The following is a 17199-nucleotide window of genomic DNA, read 5'->3' as shown; positions in this document are numbered from 1 at the left end:
TCACTGACGTAGCCAAGGATGGTTCCGCTCTCCACGGTCTGTCCCGGTTCTACGGTGATGTCTTTCAGCTGTCCATAGGTTGCCTGATAGCCGTTTCCGAGATCCATGACCATGGTAGTTCCTGTCTCAACATCTTCGCTGATGGAGACCACCTGACCATTGGCTGCTGCCTGTACCGGCTCACCGCTTTCGCAGCCAAGCATCAGGGCATCGTTATATTTGTACTGATCCAGTGTCGGAAAATATGTGGTGGCATCCATGCTGTAATCGATCACTACCTGACCGTTGACCGGCCAGAGCATCTGGCTGTCCTCGGTAAAGTTCAGTTCCGGCTGCACAGCTGCGGATGTATCGGCAGATTCCCGGGCATCTGCGGTTTCCTGTCCATTTTCGTCTTCCTGTGCCGGAGGGATTGCATTGTCCGGGTTATCCTGATTCATGGTTGGCGACGGAGTCGCTTCCTGATTTTCTGTGGTATTCTTTGCCAGTTCTCCGGTATCCTGCGCCTCGGCATCTTTACTCGTCACATCTTTGCTCTCTTCCTCCTGCTGTGCTTTACTTTCTTTTTTCGGCGTTGTATCCGTCCGGTACATGGAGATTCCCGCCGCAACCACAGTCAGAAGCAACGCACCGGTAACTGCCATACGCAATGTCTTTTCTTTTTTCATCATCTTCACCTCTGCTATTCTATACTAAAGAACAAAACCAGTAACCGTCCCCGTCAGTCCCAGTTACTCATCCAGATTCTTTATCTATAGAATTCCCTGATTTTTCAGAAGTATACACCGTTTTTCTATCCGGTCAGGAATCTTCTTTTTTCACTTCACACTCCGGAAAATAATACCGCAGAATCTCCCGATACGATTTTCCTTCTTTCGCCAGCACATTTCCTCCATACTGCGAAAGTCCCAGCCCGTGCCCCTGTCCTTTACATAAAAAGCGAATTTTCCCGTCTGCCGCCTGCATCGTAAAATTACTCGACGGCAGTTCCAGAAGCTTGCGAAATTCTTCCCCTGAGATTGTTTCATTCCCAACTGTCAAGGACAAAATGTGTCCCACTTTGTCCCGTTTATGCATATTTATCTGTTTTTCCAGTGATTCTTCCGTAAATACCAGCCCGGGATATGCCTTTTCCAGCTGTTTTCGCAGTGCTTCCTCCGAAAAATAATGACCGCTCAGATAGCCCTCCCCATACATATCCCAGTTGCTGTCCACACTGAGAAGATATCCTTTCTCCATCTTTCCAAACACTTCCAGCCCGTCACGGGTCGCACCGCTGCTGATCCGGTGAAACACACCCTCACAGACCTTCGACCGGTAAAAAAGCATCTCCCCCTCAGTATCTTTGGCTGCTGCCTCCATACTCCGGTATGCCTGCTGATACCCTTTCTGATGCTGCGCTGCTTTCACTTCCCTCCACAGTTTTTCCCAGTCTTCCCCATCCATCCCAGTCTCTTCTATACGCAAGTACAGGCTGCTCCTTGTAAGAACAGCCTGTACTTTTTTCATCTCCGCCTCATACTCCCAGGGGATTTCCCTGCACATCATCATGGGAAGAAGCGATTCCATATTCCATTGTTTTTTTATGCGCAACACTTCTCTGCCCGACAGAAAAACCGTCAGAAGCAGAGGAAGCAACAGAAAGATCCCTGTCACTGCCAGGATCATACGAAGTTTTTCTTTCATATTTTCACAGACTGCCCGATGCCTTTTTCCTAGTTTATGAAGTTTTATACGCTTTCATGTATTTCCACCAGAATCTTTTCTGTTTCGGCATCTGTGTCCAGAACTGCTGCTCCAGACTCTCATAAAACTGATAACACCGGGTCCGATCCTTCTTTGTCAGAGGATCCGGTCCGAACGATGCCCGCTCTACCAGTTCCACAATTGCTGTATATGTCCCCTCTTCCATCCACGGGAGAATTTTTTCTGTCTGGCGGGCAAATTCCCGGTCATCGTTCTGTTCCGGGACTTCCTGCAGCACTCCGGCTTCCTTTGCATCCCGGAAAATCCCATAAATCGCGTAGGAAATCTCACAGATTCCCCTGTTGATATCTTTCTGGAAAAAGCAACTGTTTCGCTCCTGCAATATCTGTTTTCTGCGAAGAGCAACTATACCCACACTGCCACCGGCCAGCCCGACAAGAATCAACAGTATCACGAAAAGTTTCAGGAATGCATGTCCGATTCCCTCCGGTCTCTGTTCTCCGGATCCATTTTCCGTATTTGTCTCCTGTTCTTCTGTTCCCTGACCATTTTCACTCTCCGGTGTCAACGATGCCTCTTCCTGCTCCGGCTGTGGAGTTTCGGTAAGCTCCGGTGTTGCCTCCTGGGACTGCTCCGCGGTCGGTTCCGGTGTCAGTGTGCTTTCCTCTCCGGTCACTTCCTGATTTTCATTTCCACCGGTGTTCTCCTGATAACCCGGTGTCACTTCTACCGGGATCCAGCCTTTTCCGGAACGGTAAACTTCCACCCACGCATGTGCCTGTGTATCCGGTACCTGTGCCGTATAGCCATCTCCATCTTCCGTAAACTCCTCCGGTGTCACCACATATCCGGTAACATATCTCGCCGGCACACCAAGCAGACGGAACATCAGCGTTGCTGTTGTCGCATAATGAATACAGTATCCTTTTTTCTGATCAAAGAAAAAATACTCTGCAAAATCCCGATCCGCCGGAACCGGTTCCAGATCCATGCTGTACGTACGTCCTTCCTGCACATCCCGTACCACAAAATCGATAACCTCCTGTACCGACTGCAGATTCTGCTGTTCACAGTACGAACGCAGATGATCCAGTCCTTCCACAGGAACTTTCAGATATTCTTTCGCCACATATTCCCGGTAAGCGCTCTCGATCTCTGACTCCGCATCTTTCGAAGGCTGTGGATCCATCCATTCTGTCCAGTTTACATAACCCTGGTACGAGATCTCTTTTCCGGCACTGGCATAACAGCCGTCCGCCTGCACATTTTCATCATCCGGCACCGCACAGCCGTAAGGAATATATCCATAATCACCGCCCGGATTTTCTCTGGTAACCGTCACAGTTCCTTCCCCTTCCGAAGAGCGGGACCCGATGTAACGGTAGAGAATATTCTGTACCTGCCAGCCGCTGTCCGCTTCTGAAAACGCATCCGCAAAATCTTTCTGATCCACGCCGCTCCAGTAATTCCCCTGATATGTTCCGCCGGTAAATCCCCGCAGATACATATTATGTACCGGTTTCCCAGAGGTATGTACTGTAAGATCGATCTCATCCTTCTGTTCTACCGGATAGTTATTCAGACTGCCATCCGCCGTCGGATTATGATTGCCAAATAACCCGTTCTGGCTTTCCATTGCCCGGGAAATCTCACTGGTTTTTTTCTGTACCTTCTGATACAGCCATTCATTCCAGCCGTTTGTCTGTTTTGCCAGCATCGAACCGGCTGGTCCTGCCAGAAGTGACAGGCAAAGAACCAGCCCTCCTGCCCACAGCCCGGAACGATAGAGGATCCGCTGATTGCTTACTCCATGGTTTTGTCCCATCGCGAGCAATGCCAGCAGAGATCCTCCGATCAGAAAGATTCCCGGCTGTAGGAAACGGCAGCCACACATCAGTTCCAAAAGCACGATCAGAATCTCCGAAGCTACCAAAAGCCCTGCCCGCCCTTTTCGTACCACCGCTGTTTCCATACTCCAGAAAAACAGTGCAAAAATAACGATCAGCAACAGTTCTCCCCGTTCCCCGGAAAGCAACGGTGTTTTTTCTGCCAGTGTCACCCCATAATATACCGACAACTGATGCCGGATACTGTTTTCCGCTGCCTGCCATCCTGCGGCCAGATGTTTCCATCCCAGACCTCCCGTCAGAAAGATTAACAGATATGCTCCCCGGTATACCCATCTTCCCCATGGTCTCCAGATACTTTTTAATATTGCAAGTAACACAAACAGTAACAACACTCCTGCTACCGGAAGTACCCGGAACTTCATTCCAAGATCCAGTCTGAATGTGAGAATTGTTCCCACCATACATAGATACAGATATACACAACGCAGCAGCACGCCATGCTTTTGTTGTCGTCTCCTGGATTCAATCTTTATTTTTTTCTCTCCTGCCACCTGGATTCCCGTCGGATGCCACTCTTCTGTCTGTCGTCTCATACGCTGATCCCCTCTGTCTCAAGTCCGGTACGTGTCAGCTCACCTTTCAGGATCCCATCCTCCCACCACTGACCATCTGTAGTAATCCGCAGACAGATACTGTATCCGTCCTGCGGATAAGAATGTTTATAGGCTTCTTCCAGAAGAATCTCTTCCCGGTAAGATCCTGCCTGAAACAGCCGCGAAGTCAGCAGATACAGATCTTCTGTTTCCCTGATCTCTATCTGTTCCATATTCTGTGTCCGACAGTTATACCACGCCGCCCGCGGCGGATATTCCTGATTCAAAAATCCCTGCAGAATAGCAAGTCCGTACTCTATTGCCTGATCCAGAAAAACTGCTCCCGATTCTTCCGGAACCTGAAGATCAAAAAGCAACAGTGCTCCCAGTCCGATCGGCATGCTGTAATCTTTTACCATCAGCTGACTGGTACGTGCACTGGCTTTCCAGTGGATCCTCTGCATCCTGTCACCTTCCCGGTACTCCCGGATCTGGAAAATCTGAGAGGGATCATCTCCTGGCCGTTTCTCATCGTATTCTTCACTTTCAATCAACTGTTCCCGAATCTGCGGTGTGATTTCTAGCAAGGCCTCATAATACTCCGGAAGTACTGAAAGCTCCTCTTTTCCATCTGTCTCGATCCTTTTTCCGAACAGATGAAACAGATCCCATATTTTTACCTGTTCCACCCATAACGCAACCAACCCGCACTGACTGCTGGTAATGGCTGTTGTCAGGCGGGTCGTTCCTCTCCCATCAGCCATTCCCTGAAAAATCACTTCTTTTTCCGGCTGATAAAATCTGTTCTGTATCTTTATTTTTGCTTCCAGCCTGGATACCGGGATCCGGCTCTTATTTTCGATCCGCACCCCCACATTAACCGGCTGCTCTTTTTCGGCAACTCCGATAGGGAGATAGATTTGTGCCTTCATATGTGCCGCTGTCCATAACATCAGAATGCCGGATATAACCGGCAGTACCATTTCCATCAGGCCAAAACCCAGAAGCATGGGACTGTCATAGAGGATGGCCAGATACAGCGTGACCACCAACAGTCCGAAATATAGTAATTTGTTCTTCATTTTCTCACCACGGAAGGTTTTGTCGTTCCCTCCAGAATATCTTTCAGTATCTGTTCAGCGGTTACTCTGTTTACACGTGCTTTTCCATTCAGCTGGATACGATGTGCTTCCACATCGATAAAAACCTCCTCGACATCCACCGGAAGTACATAATTTCTCCCCCGCAGATACGCCAGTGCCTGTACCATCCTTGCCAGTGCGATCGTTCCTCTTGGACTGATTCCAAGCTCGATCAGGGAATGTTTTCTTGTTGCATTGACCAGCTTCCCGATATACTGATAGACCGCATCATGAATATAAATTTTATGGATCTCATCCTGAAGGCGCAGAAGTTGTGCTCCATTCATCACCGGTTCTACCAGATCCAGCGGATCTGTCGTAATCTTGCCTTTCACGATTTCCAGTTCATATTTCATATCCGGATATCCGATGTGCATACAGATCATAAAACGATCCAGCTGTGACTGGGGAAGCATGGATGTTCCCGCACTTCCCACCGGATTCTGGGTTGCAATAACCACAAACGGTTTGGGCAACTCATGGGTAATCTGATCCACCGTTACTTTCCCTTCCTCCATGACTTCCAGAAGTGCCGCCTGCGTCTTCGGTGAAGTACGGTTGATCTCATCCGCCAGAAGCAGGTTACACATAACAGCCCCCGGCTGATACTCAAAGGTACCGGTCGCTTTCTGATATAATGAAAATCCGGTCACATCTCCCGGCAGTACATCCGGCGTGAACTGAATACGGTTCTGCTCGAGATGCAGCGCTTTGGAAAAAGCCAGTGCCAGCGTGGTCTTTCCCACTCCCGGCACATCCTCGATCAGAATATGTCCTCCTGCAAGAATCGCAGTCATCACTTTTATGATACAGTCATCCTTTCCGATGACCGCTTTTTTAATCTCCTGTATCGCCCGGATCGCCGGACTTTCTGTCTGCTTCATCCTTTTCTCCCCTTTTTATACTCTTGAATTTTCCTGTTTCTGTCATTTTGTTGCAGGCCGCTTTTACTGTTCCCCTGTCACACGCATCTGCAACCGGCTTGCCGGAAGTTCATCTCTGGCCTCTGTCTCTGCCAGAAGCTGTGTTTCACTGTCTGCTGTCACACAATACAGACCGATACCGGATCCTTCTTCCGCCTCGCTGCTGATCCGCAGCTCATACGTTTTTCCTTTTTCCACCGAAACTTTCTCGCCGATGAAAGAATACAGCGCCGAATTGGTCGTAAAACCGTCCGTCTCTTTTTCTCCCTGATATACCACATCCCCGGTTTCTTTGTCAATCAGTTCCACTGTAAGTGTATCAGAAATGCTCTTTTCTCCGGTATAGACACGGATCTTCAGATTCGACAGTACACTTCCCTCCATCGTCAGATCCTGGCTCACCGAAGAGTTTTCATCCACCTGAATGATATTGTCCGGTTCCAGATCCTGACGGCTGTTATCCAGCAGAACAATTTTCCCCTGGAACATGCCAAGCGCACAGATCGATGCCGGGATCACAAATGCAAACACACTGACCAGAAATGCCGCACGGATCTGCCATACCAGCCCTTTTGCGATCTCGGTTCCTTTCCGGATATGGTATTTCGGATGCCCGAAGACCACATAGACCAGAAGCACCACCCACATCGCAGAGCAGAGCATTTTTTCATCATGGAACATATACAGATCCCACATTCTCACCGCAAACTGCTGTCCCGGAAGGATGTATTTCAGGATTCCGTAATTCATTATCTGCTCATCTACCAGGTTCTGGCTGCAGAAGATATACAGTGCAACGATCAACACATTTGTCACCATCACCAGCAGATTGCCGTTTTCATTCATGAAAATATTTAACACCAGAAACGGCACCAGCATCAGCAGCCACTGCGGGTTCCAGGAAGAGAATCCGAAGATTGCAAAACTCATTCCCACACAGAAGAAAATGCCCCAGGAAAACATTTCCCGGTTGTCTTTTGTCTTTTTCTGATACGCCCACACCAGCATGAAAGCTGCTGTTACCGCCACAAGATTGATTCCGTCAAAGAAGCCAATGGTGAATGGTTTCTGCACAAATTTCAAAACGCCAAATCCCAGAACATTGCGCTTGAAATAAATATTTCCGATATTCGGCAGCACTTCGATCATCAGCGGAACTGCCATAACCACTGCATATTTGATCAGGTTGCGGATCTTTTTCTCCCGTAAAACCAGCAGTACCAGGAAGAACAGCAGTGCGTGATATTTGAATGTTGCCGCAACACCGAAAGACAGTGCGAACTTCCATAAGCCGCCTCTCACATAAAAATACAGGCCCAGTACCATGAAAAATACGGTAAAGATATCATACTGGCTGAAAATAAACTGACTGAACACCCCGATCGGGAATACCAGAAATGCAAACTTACAAAGCTTTGCTTTCTTTTCTCCGAACCCTGCTTCCACACCGATCTGGTAGATCAGATGGGAAGTCGCATAATACAGAAGCACCGGAAGCAGTTTATACCACATATTATTGATAAAACTGTTTGTCAGCATCGCCTGTGGCGCATGACCGGTCAGATACAACGGCAGATTCCAGATCGCATATGCCAGAAAAGTACTCGGCAGATAATTGGCATAATATCCGTGGGACTGCTCATAGCTTGCCTTATAAAAATCTGTAAAGTGTTCATACATCAGAAATGACCTGTTTCCCGTCAGCATCAGATCTCCATAGGCACAGGTAAAAAACAGAAAAATCAGGATCAGTGCTGAGATCACCCAGTCCAGCTTATTGAGTTCTTCTGCATCCCACAATTTCATTTCCTTCCAGCTTTCTTTCATCCGCATACAGAATCCTGTTTTACGCTTTGCCAGTTTTGCTTTCATTTTCACTGTCCTCTTTCTCTTCAAAATTCAGTCTTTCTTCCTCTACTACCAGCGGACGATCCAGCACACGGGTATTAATGCTCAGCACATATTCTCCCAGCAGACCGATGAAAAACAGCTGCGTTGCTCCCAGAAAGAACATTCCGATGAGTAACGGTGCCATGCCTGCGGTAAATCGATCCCAGTACAGCATTTTCAGGATAAAATAAATAATCCCTGCCACCACACTGACACCTCCCACAAAAAATCCAAGAAACGTCGCCATCCGGAGAACTACTTTCGAATACGAAGTAATCCCGATCATCGCATAATCGTACAGACTGTAAAAATTATTTTTGCTCTTTCCCGCTTTTCTCTTCTGCTGTTCATAAGGAATCGCCGTATAATCAAATCCCAGTTCCGCAATGATTCCTCTCAGATATGGCATCGGATCATGAAGATCTCTCACCACATCCACAAATGCTTTATCATATAGTCCAAAGCCGGTAAATTGTTCGATATGATCAATATCTGTTATTTTCCGGATCAGTTTATAATAGCATCCACGGATCCAGTACATCATCCGGTTTTCTTTGCTCGCTTTTTTGATGCCAATGACAATTTTGGATCCTTTCTCCCACTCTCTTACGAACTTTACGATCATATCTACCGGATCCTGGAAGTCCGCGCACATCCGAATCACACAGTCCCCGGTTGCCTGTTTCAGTCCGTAGACCGGAGAGCGCAGCTGACCGAAGTTTCTGACATTAAAGATTGCCTTTATGTTCTTATTCTTTGCGCACAGTTCCCGCAGATACATCCGCGTTCTGTCCTTAGAATGGTTGTCGATAAACAGAATCTCATACCGGTATTCCGGAAGTTCTGTCTCCATCACTGCGACAATGGATTCTGCCAGCGGTTTTACATTCCCCTCTTCATTGTATGTGGGTATCACCACAGAGATTTTCTTTTTCATTTGTCTTTCTCCTTCATCCAGCGGACCATCTCCCGGATTCCGCTGGAAAATTCATACGCCGGTTCAAAACCGGTATCATTTTTCAGACTCGATATATCCGCGCACAGGTGCATCACCGGCTGTACACCATAGGACTTTTTCCCGATCCCCGGAGTAGCCTTCGGATTTGCCACATCCCGGATCTGGTAAATATATTCATACAGCCGTTTCGCCTTTCCACTCCCCACACAGTAGACCGAACCGTCTCTTCCTTTTTCCCCGATTAGATAAAAAGCCCGTCCTGCATCTTTGCTGTACAGATAGTCCCATTCCTGTTCCCCCGGGGTGAATGCTGTTTCTTCTTCTGCAAGGAACTGATGAATTGCCGTCATTACCATGGTACTTTCTTTATCATAGATTCCATATACGCTGAAGATCCGCGGCCAGATCCATTCGATTCCAAGCTCTTTGCATAAAAGTTTCGAGAGTTTTCCCGCTGCCAGTTTGCTTACCCCATACGGAGTTGTCGGATGTTCCGGCGCATCAGGGCCGATCATTTCCTGATCCAATGGTCCATATTCCGCCTGGGAACCCGCTCCGATGAATCGTTTACAGCCAAGCTTTGCAGCTGCCTCTACCGCATCCAGGGTATAATCAATGTTCTTACTCTGTAGCCTGGTACTTTTATTTCTTGCCGCACCGGTATACCCCCAGGCAATATGGTAAAACGTATCAAAAGATCCTGTCACTTTTTCCGGCAGTGCTGCCAGTTCTTCCAGACTGCATTCCACCAGTTCCAGATGCGGATCTTCCGGCAGACGATCTTTTCTTGCCGTATCCTTCCGGATCACCGCACATACAGAGATTCCATGTTTCAGGCATTCCTCAATAAGCGCTTCTCCGATCATACTGGTCGCTCCTGTCACGATCACTCTTTCCATAATACGCCTTCCTCCTCCATCTCTTCTCTCGAAAGAAACGGATACATATCTTCCAGTGATGCCGACACCATGGTTCCATCCGGAAGCTGTCTGGATGCCAGTTTCGGCTCCGTCTTCTGGAGTTTCGACACAAAAACCTGACAGATCACAGGTGCCGGAACTTCCATGACCGCCCGCAGATCCTCTTCCAGTGTCGCACTGTTTCTGCATTCTTTATAAGCAAATCCATACGCCGGTGCCAGTCGGGAAAGATCCGGGAAGCTGAGATCCCCGCTCTCCTCACCCACACCCACCAGATGACCGCCAAAATAAGCCGTCTGGGTCTGACGGATGGAATGGTATCCTTCGTTATTGATCACAAAGATCCGGATCGGCAGGTTATGGTGCCGGATGGTCTGTAACTCCTGCAGATTCATCTGCATACACCCTTCCCCGTTCACACAGATTACTTCTTTTTCCCCGGATCCAACGCATACACCAATCGCCGCCGGGAGCCCGTAACCCATCGATGCAGTCACGGCATTGGTGTAAAATCTCTGACCTTTTTTCAGATAGATTGCCTGACTTCCCGCCACACGTGAGGTTCCCACACTGACCAGGATCTGTTCCCCTTCCGGAAGCACTTTTGACAAACTGTCATAAAATGCATAAATATTTGTTCGTCCCGGTTCCGGTTCTTTGTATTTTTCTTCCGTCACTACCGGATATTTTTCCCTCCAGTGACGGCACTTCTCTCTCCAGGAGGATTCTTTCTCATCTGCAAACCAGGGGTGTGCACGGCTGCACCCTGCTTCTTCGAGCATGTGGATACACTTTTCGATCAGCTCTTTTGCATCTGCCACCACCGGAAGATCCACGTGAAGTGTCTCTTTTTTCAGTTCCTCCCCGTCGATATCATTGAGAATCGTATACGCATGTGCCGCCCATTTTTCATAGGCAAATCCGGTCTGTAAAAAACTCTGTCTGCTTCCGATGGAAAATAATACATCACAGGTCTGCACTGCAAAGTTTCCCGGACGATTTCCCGTTCCTCCGTTTCTTCCCACATACAGCGGATGTGCAGATTCCATCAGATCGATACTGCTCATTCCGGTCACTACCGGGATCCCAAGCAGCTCCACCAGCCTTTGAAAGCTGTCATATGCACCTGCCAGTCGAATCCCATGACCTGCAAAGATCACCGGACGCACTGCCTGTTTCAGTTTTTCCAGAATCTTCTTCACCATCTCTTCTGTCACCGGAGCCGGAAGTTCTTTCTCATCCTCTTTCGGATCGTACGCTCTCAGATCATCGGTTTCTATGATGGCACTCTGTATATTCAGCGGAAGATCCAGCCAGCACGGTCCCGGACGACCCGTTTTTGCCAGATAGATCGCCCGCTCCAGATGATACCGGATCGTAAGCGGATCCGTCACCATGACGGCATATTTTGTCATGGGTTCTACGGACGGCGTGATGTCATATTCCTGCACTCCCATCGTGCGGATCTTTAAACCGCTGTGGCGCACCGTGGTATCATATCGCACCTGCCCGGACAGGACAATCATCGGAATGGAATCCATCCACGCACACAAGACTCCGGTAATGGCATTCGTCGCACCCGGACCGGAAGTCACACAGACCGCCGCCATCCGGTTGTCTACCCTCGCATAAGCTTCTGCCGCCATCGCTGCCGCCTGTTCATGATGCTGGTAGAGGCAGGACAGCCCCGGGTGATGTCCCAGAGAATCGTTCAGATGCATCGCGCCGCCGCCCGTCACTGTAAATACCTGGCAGATCCCTTCCTGTGCCAGACGATCCGCAATATAATCAGACACTTTCTGCTTCATATCCTCTACTTCCTTCCATCCCATTTATTCTCGCAGACCATGAATTTTCCGGAAGCCTGAATCGGGATCTCGTCCACATAAGTGATCCGGATCTCCGCTTCCTCTCCAAGATAATGCCGGTAAGCGGCAATCAGATCCTCTTCCACCAGTTTTTTCCGGTCTGCGTTGACCAGCAGTTCATACTCTTTCTGTCCCCACTGGATGCATTTTGCCTGATAGACCACACCCTCAAACTTTAACAGCGTGTTCATAAATACATGGATCGACAGCGGCTCGCCCATACAATTATACATCAGAGAACCGCGGCGGCCGTAGATTTCCACATATTTTCCATGCATCCGCCCTTTTTCATCCTGATACATCCGCATAATTCCCGTATCTCCGGTGTCGTAACGCACCATCGGGAAGGTTTTGTTATAATAATCTGTAACTACCAGCCGTCCCAGTTCTCCCGGTTCTGCCGGCTCATCGCTGTTCATCTTCAGCACTTCCGGGTAGAAGTTATACAGGTCGATCGTATATTCCCTATCCTCGCCCAGCTGAATTGCGATAAAACCGTTTTCATTATTTCCATAAGAACGCACCGGAGAATATCCGAATATTTCTTTTGTCAGTTCATAGGTTGCATCCGGCAGTGCCTCACCCATGGAAAATACCATCTCTACCTTCCACTTACTGATATCTCTTCCCGTCCGTCGGATATAACCGGTCAATGCAGTCAGTGCACTCGAATAGGTCACCAGTACCTGGATCTTCTTTTTCTCGATATCTTTACAGATCTTTTCCAGAGAATCATCTCCCATGTTGGAGATATCCACCATGACCAGATTATTTTTGAAAGATTTCCACATACTTATGGTATTTTTCCCCTTTATCCACGCACGGAATTCCCCACGCTTCATTCCCAGACGGAAACCGTTCAGTTCCATACAGGAAATAAAGTTCATATTGACCCGGTTCATCTTGTCACCGTCACACAGAACGGTAAATGGCGTTCCGGTAGAACCACTGGTACTCAGCCGGTACAGATTACCCTGTTCTTTGCTGTTCTCCACCAGCACTTCCTCATAATGCTCAAGAAAATCTCCCTTGGTCATCACCGGGAAATCTTCCAGTTTTGTCCATTCCGGATGTTTTTTATAATACGGAGAATGTTTTTTTACATAGTCCAGAAGCAGATCGATCCTCCGCTCCATATATTCCGGCGTCACACCTTCCACGATCTCTCTTTTATTGACTTCTTTTAATTTTTTCAGCCTACCGCCTTTTGCAGCATCCAGAAGATTGAACACCACTCTTCTAAGAACTTCACCTGTCTGCATCTTTTCATTCCCCTTCTTTCTTCGCCGGTTTTGCCTTCCAGATCCCCAGTGCGATCACTGCCACAACCCGAAGCGTATTTGCTCCCAGGCATGCCCAGGCAAATCCGATCATCCCATAATTTTTTGCTGCCAGCACCGATGCGGTCAGCAGAATCACGAAGTGTGCAAGCTGTATCCACAGCTGCCATTTTTCATCCGTAAATGTTAAAACAAGTATAAATAAAAATGCGGAAAACAATCCCAGCACCTGTGCCAGATTGACCACCGTGACCAGTCCTTTGATGGACGGAAACAGGTCATGGTAAAACAGCCAGACAAAGAGCGGTGTTCCCACCTGGCAGCCAAGGAAAAAGACACCTGCCACACCGCCTCCCGCAAGCACTGCCTTTCCAAACTGACTTCTGTTTAACAGTTCTCTGCGTTTTGTCAGATAAGAAATCACGATCGTATTGATCGGTGCGATCAGAAGCACCAGGGTCTTTCCGATCAGGGAAATCACATAGTAGATCGTTACCTGTTCGTTGCCAAGAATCTGCTTTATCACCAGACGATCCATATTCATTGTGGTGTTTGTGATCAGGTACGACAATGTCAGGAAAAATCCCCTCTCCAGCGCCACAAAAAAATGTCCGCTCCGCTGAAAAAACTTATGAAATACAGATCCTGTAACTGCCACATAACAAAGAGCAGCCACCTCACCGACCAGATAGATCCACAACCACCGATCTGTGATACGGTAAATCACAAATCCCGCAAGATATCCGATACCGATCAGCAGATAATAAATAAAATACCTCTGATAATTCAGATTCAGTCGATATTCCACATCCCCGTAGTACCGGAAAACCGTCAGCAGAAACAGGGCAAACACCCCGATCCCCACAGGGATTCCGCTGATACTGTCTCTTGACATAAAAAGTGCCACACCGCTTCCCAGTATGCCAAACAGCAACAGGATCCAGTCGTAATCTCCATTGGTTACCTCATGTGATCTTCGCACCACCAAACGGCTGGTATTTAACGCCTGTCCGACGGACGGACAGATAATCGCAACCAACCCTGTAATATACAAAAGTTCTCCCAGCTGCTTTGCTCCCATATATCGGTTGAGCAACGGCGTAATGATCAGCTGCAAAACGCCGTTCATAAAGATCAGCCCGCCCATGGTATACAGGGTGTTTGCAGCGATCCGTTTTTTCTGTTCTTTCTTTTCCACCTGTTTCTCCCTATTATCCGCAGAAACCGGTCTGATTCTTATACTTTTCGCACCGGTTTTCTATGTATTTGCGCTTTCCGGAAGCAAGCACCGGGATCTCATCCACCAGTTCCACCCTGATTCTGGCTTCTTCACCCAGATACGGGCGGATCCGTCCGAGAATTTCTTCCTGATTCATCTTCTGCGGATCTCCGTTTAACCAGATGGTATAGTCTTTCACATCTTCCTGGATAAAACGATACTGTTTTACCCCTTCGATATCCCACAGATTATTGGTAATAATATACGGTGTTACCGCCTTTCCTTCACAGTCGTAGATCAGATCGCTTCGACGTCCGTAAAGTTCATCCAGATACAGCCTGTATCTGCCGTTTTTCTCTTTTCTGGTTGCCACCGCCGTATCCCCGTTATCGTAGCGGAGAATCGGAAACGCATAATTAAACAGATCCGTGATCACGATTCTTCCAAGTTCTCCCGGCTCTGCCGGTTCATCGGAATCCATCTTCAGGATTTCATAATAATACGTTTCGGTGTCGATCCGGTACCCCTCATTATCTTCATTCTGCAATCCCATAATTCCGTTTTCTTCATTGGAATACCAGGCACGTACCGGGCAGTCAAACTGTTTTTCCAGTGTCCGGCGCACCGGTTCCGGCATCGTCTCAGAAATCGGAATAATCGCTTTCACCTTGCAGCGGCTACAATCTTTTCCTGTTTTCTGAATATAATTGCTCAGTTCCCCAAGTGCTGACGAATAGCCGACGAGACATTTTACTTTTTTCTTCTCGATCACCCGGAACATCCTTTCCAGTGCCTGCTCATCCATCCGGGAACTGTCCATCATGATCAGATTTTCCTGAAAAAGCTGAAACTTACTTTTCTTTACATTATTGACCCACACACGGATAAAAGCCTCTTTCATACCGATATAATATCCGGCTGCTGCTCCCAGGAATATACCACCCGCCGTGTTGTGACGGATTTTGTCCCGGTTCTGGATCATGCGAAGGGGAGTTCCGGTAGAACCACTCGTACACATCACCCTGTTATCCGGTGCATCTTTATAGGTTGTCGAAAGGAACTTCTCATAATTCTGTCGAAACGTATCTTTGTTGACTACCGGAAGATCTGTCAGTTCAATATCTTCCGGGTAATCCTTATAGAATTCTGTTGTCTTCACCGCATGGGCGATCAGTGCCCGAATCCGCTCTTCGGTCTCCCGAATCGATGTTCCCTCTTTCCACGCCCGCTGAATCTGATCATAATATGTTCTTATCTGTTTTCCTTTCAGACTGTCCAGCAGCCAGAAACCAAACCATCTCAGTTTTTCGTCCAGTATCATACTTCTTCCTTCCTGTAATCCGCCGCAGCTTTCCAGTTTTTCATATTATGTCAACTCGCGGTTATCCCCTGTTCCAGAGCTCATTCCTGTGCCTTTAGCTACGCGTTTTCAAATATTATTCCAGTGCTTCCTTGATCGCATCTGCCATTGCATCCAGCATCGCATCCGTCATCCCCGGATAGACACCGATCCAGAACGTATCCGTCATGATCCGGTCTGTATTTTCCAGACTTCCTGCTACACGATAGCCTTTTCCTGTCGCACGCATCTGGTCAAAGCAGGGATGCTTGATCAGATTTCCCGCAAAAAGCATACGGGTCTGTACACCTTTTTCTTCGATCTTTTGTACCAGTTGATTTCTGTCCACGCCTTCCCTGCAGGTGATCAGGAATCCAAACCAGCTCGGCTCGGAATTCTCACATGCTTCCGGAAGGATCAGTTTGTCTTCAGTTCCTTTCAATGCTTCTTTCAGATAATTGAAATTATGAATTCTGCGTTCTACAAAGGACGGGAACTTGCGCAGTTGGGCACATCCCACAGCCGCCTGCATATCCGTTGCTTTCAGGTTATATCCGAAATGCGAATATACATATTTATGATCATATCCCAACGGCAGTTCCCCGTACTGGCGGTCAAAACGATGGCCACACAGATTATCCTGTCCGGGTGCGCACACGCAGTCTCTTCCCCAGTCACGGAAAGAACGCACGATCTTATGAAGCAGCGGATTCTTTGTATAGACGGCTCCGCCCTCTCCCATTGTCATATGATGTGGCGGATAAAAACTGGAGGTTCCGATATCTCCGATGGTTCCGGTCAGTCTGCTCTCTCCGTCGATCGTATAACGGGAACCCAGCGCATCGCAGTTATCCTCGATCAGCCACAGATTGTGACGGTCACAGAAATCTTTTACCGCTTTCAGATCAAAAGGGTTGCCCAGGGTATGTGCAAGCATCACTGCTTTTGTTTTTTCTGAAACTGCCTGTTCCAGAAGATTGGGATCAATATTATACTGCGGGATTGCCACATCCACAAACACCGGTACTGCTCCATACTGGATCACCGGAGCTACGGTTGTAGGAAATCCTGCTGCCACCGTGATCACTTCATCTCCCGGAAGAATCTGTCTCTCCTTTAACAGTGGAGAAGTCAGTGCCATAAATGCCAGCAGATTTGCAGAAGATCCGGAATTAACCAGCGAACAGTATTTTACCCCCAGATATTTTGCGAATTCCGATTCGAATTCTTTTGTAAACCGGCCGGAAGTCAGCCAGAATTCCAGAGAACTATCTACCAGATTTACCATCTCATCCGCATCGTACACACGAGATGCATACGGGATCCGGTCTCCTTTTTCATACGGTTTTTTCTGATTGTGATATTTTTCGCAGTATTCCTTTGTCATCTCCAGAATCTGTTCTCTCGCCTGCTGTTCTGTCATTTCTTCAAACATGTTTTCTGCTCCTTTTTTATATTCGTTTCGTAACTATTCAGTACCTTCACAGTTACGAGCAAAAATGCATTTAAA

Annotated in this window: 13 protein-coding genes; all 13 read right to left on the bottom strand. The window is 47.9% G+C overall.

The genetic code is table 11. The features are described from left to right. The coding region (locus MSA64_RS00270) for a M23 family metallopeptidase (RefSeq protein ID WP_287890055.1) at nt 1-671 on the bottom strand (671 nt) is incomplete at its 3' end. A 130-nt stretch (nt 672-801) separates the two neighbouring features. Then, the gene (locus tag MSA64_RS00265; RefSeq protein ID WP_287890053.1) at nt 802-1686 is read right to left on the bottom strand and encodes a SpoIID/LytB domain-containing protein; all 885 of its coding nucleotides are present in this window, start codon (nt 1684-1686) and stop codon (nt 802-804) included. A gap of 34 nt (nt 1687-1720) precedes the next feature. Next, nucleotides 1721-4150: a transglutaminase-like domain-containing protein gene (locus tag MSA64_RS00260; RefSeq protein ID WP_287890052.1), complete on the bottom strand. Its 2430-nt coding sequence runs from the start codon at nt 4148-4150 to the stop codon at nt 1721-1723. After that, complete coding sequence (locus MSA64_RS00255) at nt 4147-5232, bottom strand: DUF58 domain-containing protein (RefSeq protein ID WP_154431094.1); 1086 nt, start codon at nt 5230-5232, stop codon at nt 4147-4149. The genes MSA64_RS00260 and MSA64_RS00255 overlap by 4 nt, the downstream gene beginning before the upstream one ends. Then, nucleotides 5229-6176 carry an AAA family ATPase gene (locus MSA64_RS00250; protein ID WP_154431093.1) on the bottom strand — a complete coding sequence of 316 codons (948 nt, stop codon included), beginning with the start codon at nt 6174-6176 and terminating at the stop codon, nt 5229-5231. Before MSA64_RS00250 ends, MSA64_RS00255 begins: the two co-directional genes overlap by 4 nt. 63 nt (nt 6177-6239) lie before the next feature. Then, complete coding sequence (locus MSA64_RS00245; protein WP_270378434.1) at nt 6240-8087, bottom strand: glycosyltransferase 87 family protein; 1848 nt, start codon at nt 8085-8087, stop codon at nt 6240-6242. Continuing rightward, a complete protein-coding gene (locus MSA64_RS00240) occupies nt 8062-9042 on the bottom strand; it encodes a glycosyltransferase (protein WP_022170993.1) in 981 nt (326 codons plus the stop codon). Before MSA64_RS00240 ends, MSA64_RS00245 begins: the two co-directional genes overlap by 26 nt. Then, the gene (locus MSA64_RS00235; RefSeq protein WP_287890050.1) at nt 9039-9962 is read right to left on the bottom strand and encodes an NAD-dependent epimerase/dehydratase family protein; all 924 of its coding nucleotides are present in this window, start codon (nt 9960-9962) and stop codon (nt 9039-9041) included. The genes MSA64_RS00240 and MSA64_RS00235 overlap by 4 nt, the downstream gene beginning before the upstream one ends. Continuing rightward, nucleotides 9950-11791 carry a thiamine pyrophosphate-binding protein gene (locus MSA64_RS00230; RefSeq protein ID WP_287890049.1) on the bottom strand — a complete coding sequence of 614 codons (1842 nt, stop codon included), beginning with the start codon at nt 11789-11791 and terminating at the stop codon, nt 9950-9952. The genes MSA64_RS00235 and MSA64_RS00230 overlap by 13 nt, the downstream gene beginning before the upstream one ends. Before the next feature lie 5 nt (nt 11792-11796). After that, a complete protein-coding gene (locus MSA64_RS00225) occupies nt 11797-13113 on the bottom strand; it encodes a phenylacetate--CoA ligase family protein (protein WP_154431089.1) in 1317 nt (438 codons plus the stop codon). A 4-nt stretch (nt 13114-13117) separates the two neighbouring features. Then, nucleotides 13118-14329 (bottom strand): lipopolysaccharide biosynthesis protein, encoded by a 1212-nt coding sequence (locus MSA64_RS00220; RefSeq protein ID WP_154431088.1) that lies wholly within the window; start codon nt 14327-14329, stop codon nt 13118-13120. A gap of 13 nt (nt 14330-14342) precedes the next feature. Further along, nucleotides 14343-15671 (bottom strand): phenylacetate--CoA ligase family protein, encoded by a 1329-nt coding sequence (locus MSA64_RS00215; protein ID WP_277663341.1) that lies wholly within the window; start codon nt 15669-15671, stop codon nt 14343-14345. A 115-nt stretch (nt 15672-15786) separates the two neighbouring features. Beyond that, nucleotides 15787-17124: a lipopolysaccharide biosynthesis protein RfbH gene (gene rfbH, locus MSA64_RS00210; protein WP_106491136.1), complete on the bottom strand. Its 1338-nt coding sequence runs from the start codon at nt 17122-17124 to the stop codon at nt 15787-15789. Between the last annotated feature and the right edge of the window lie 75 nt (nt 17125-17199).

This window comes from Oliverpabstia sp., from assembly GCF_022785585.1.
In the GTDB taxonomy this organism is placed as follows: Bacteria; Bacillota; Clostridia; order Lachnospirales; family Lachnospiraceae; genus Oliverpabstia; species Oliverpabstia intestinalis.
This window is presented reverse-complemented; position numbering and strand designations above follow the sequence as displayed.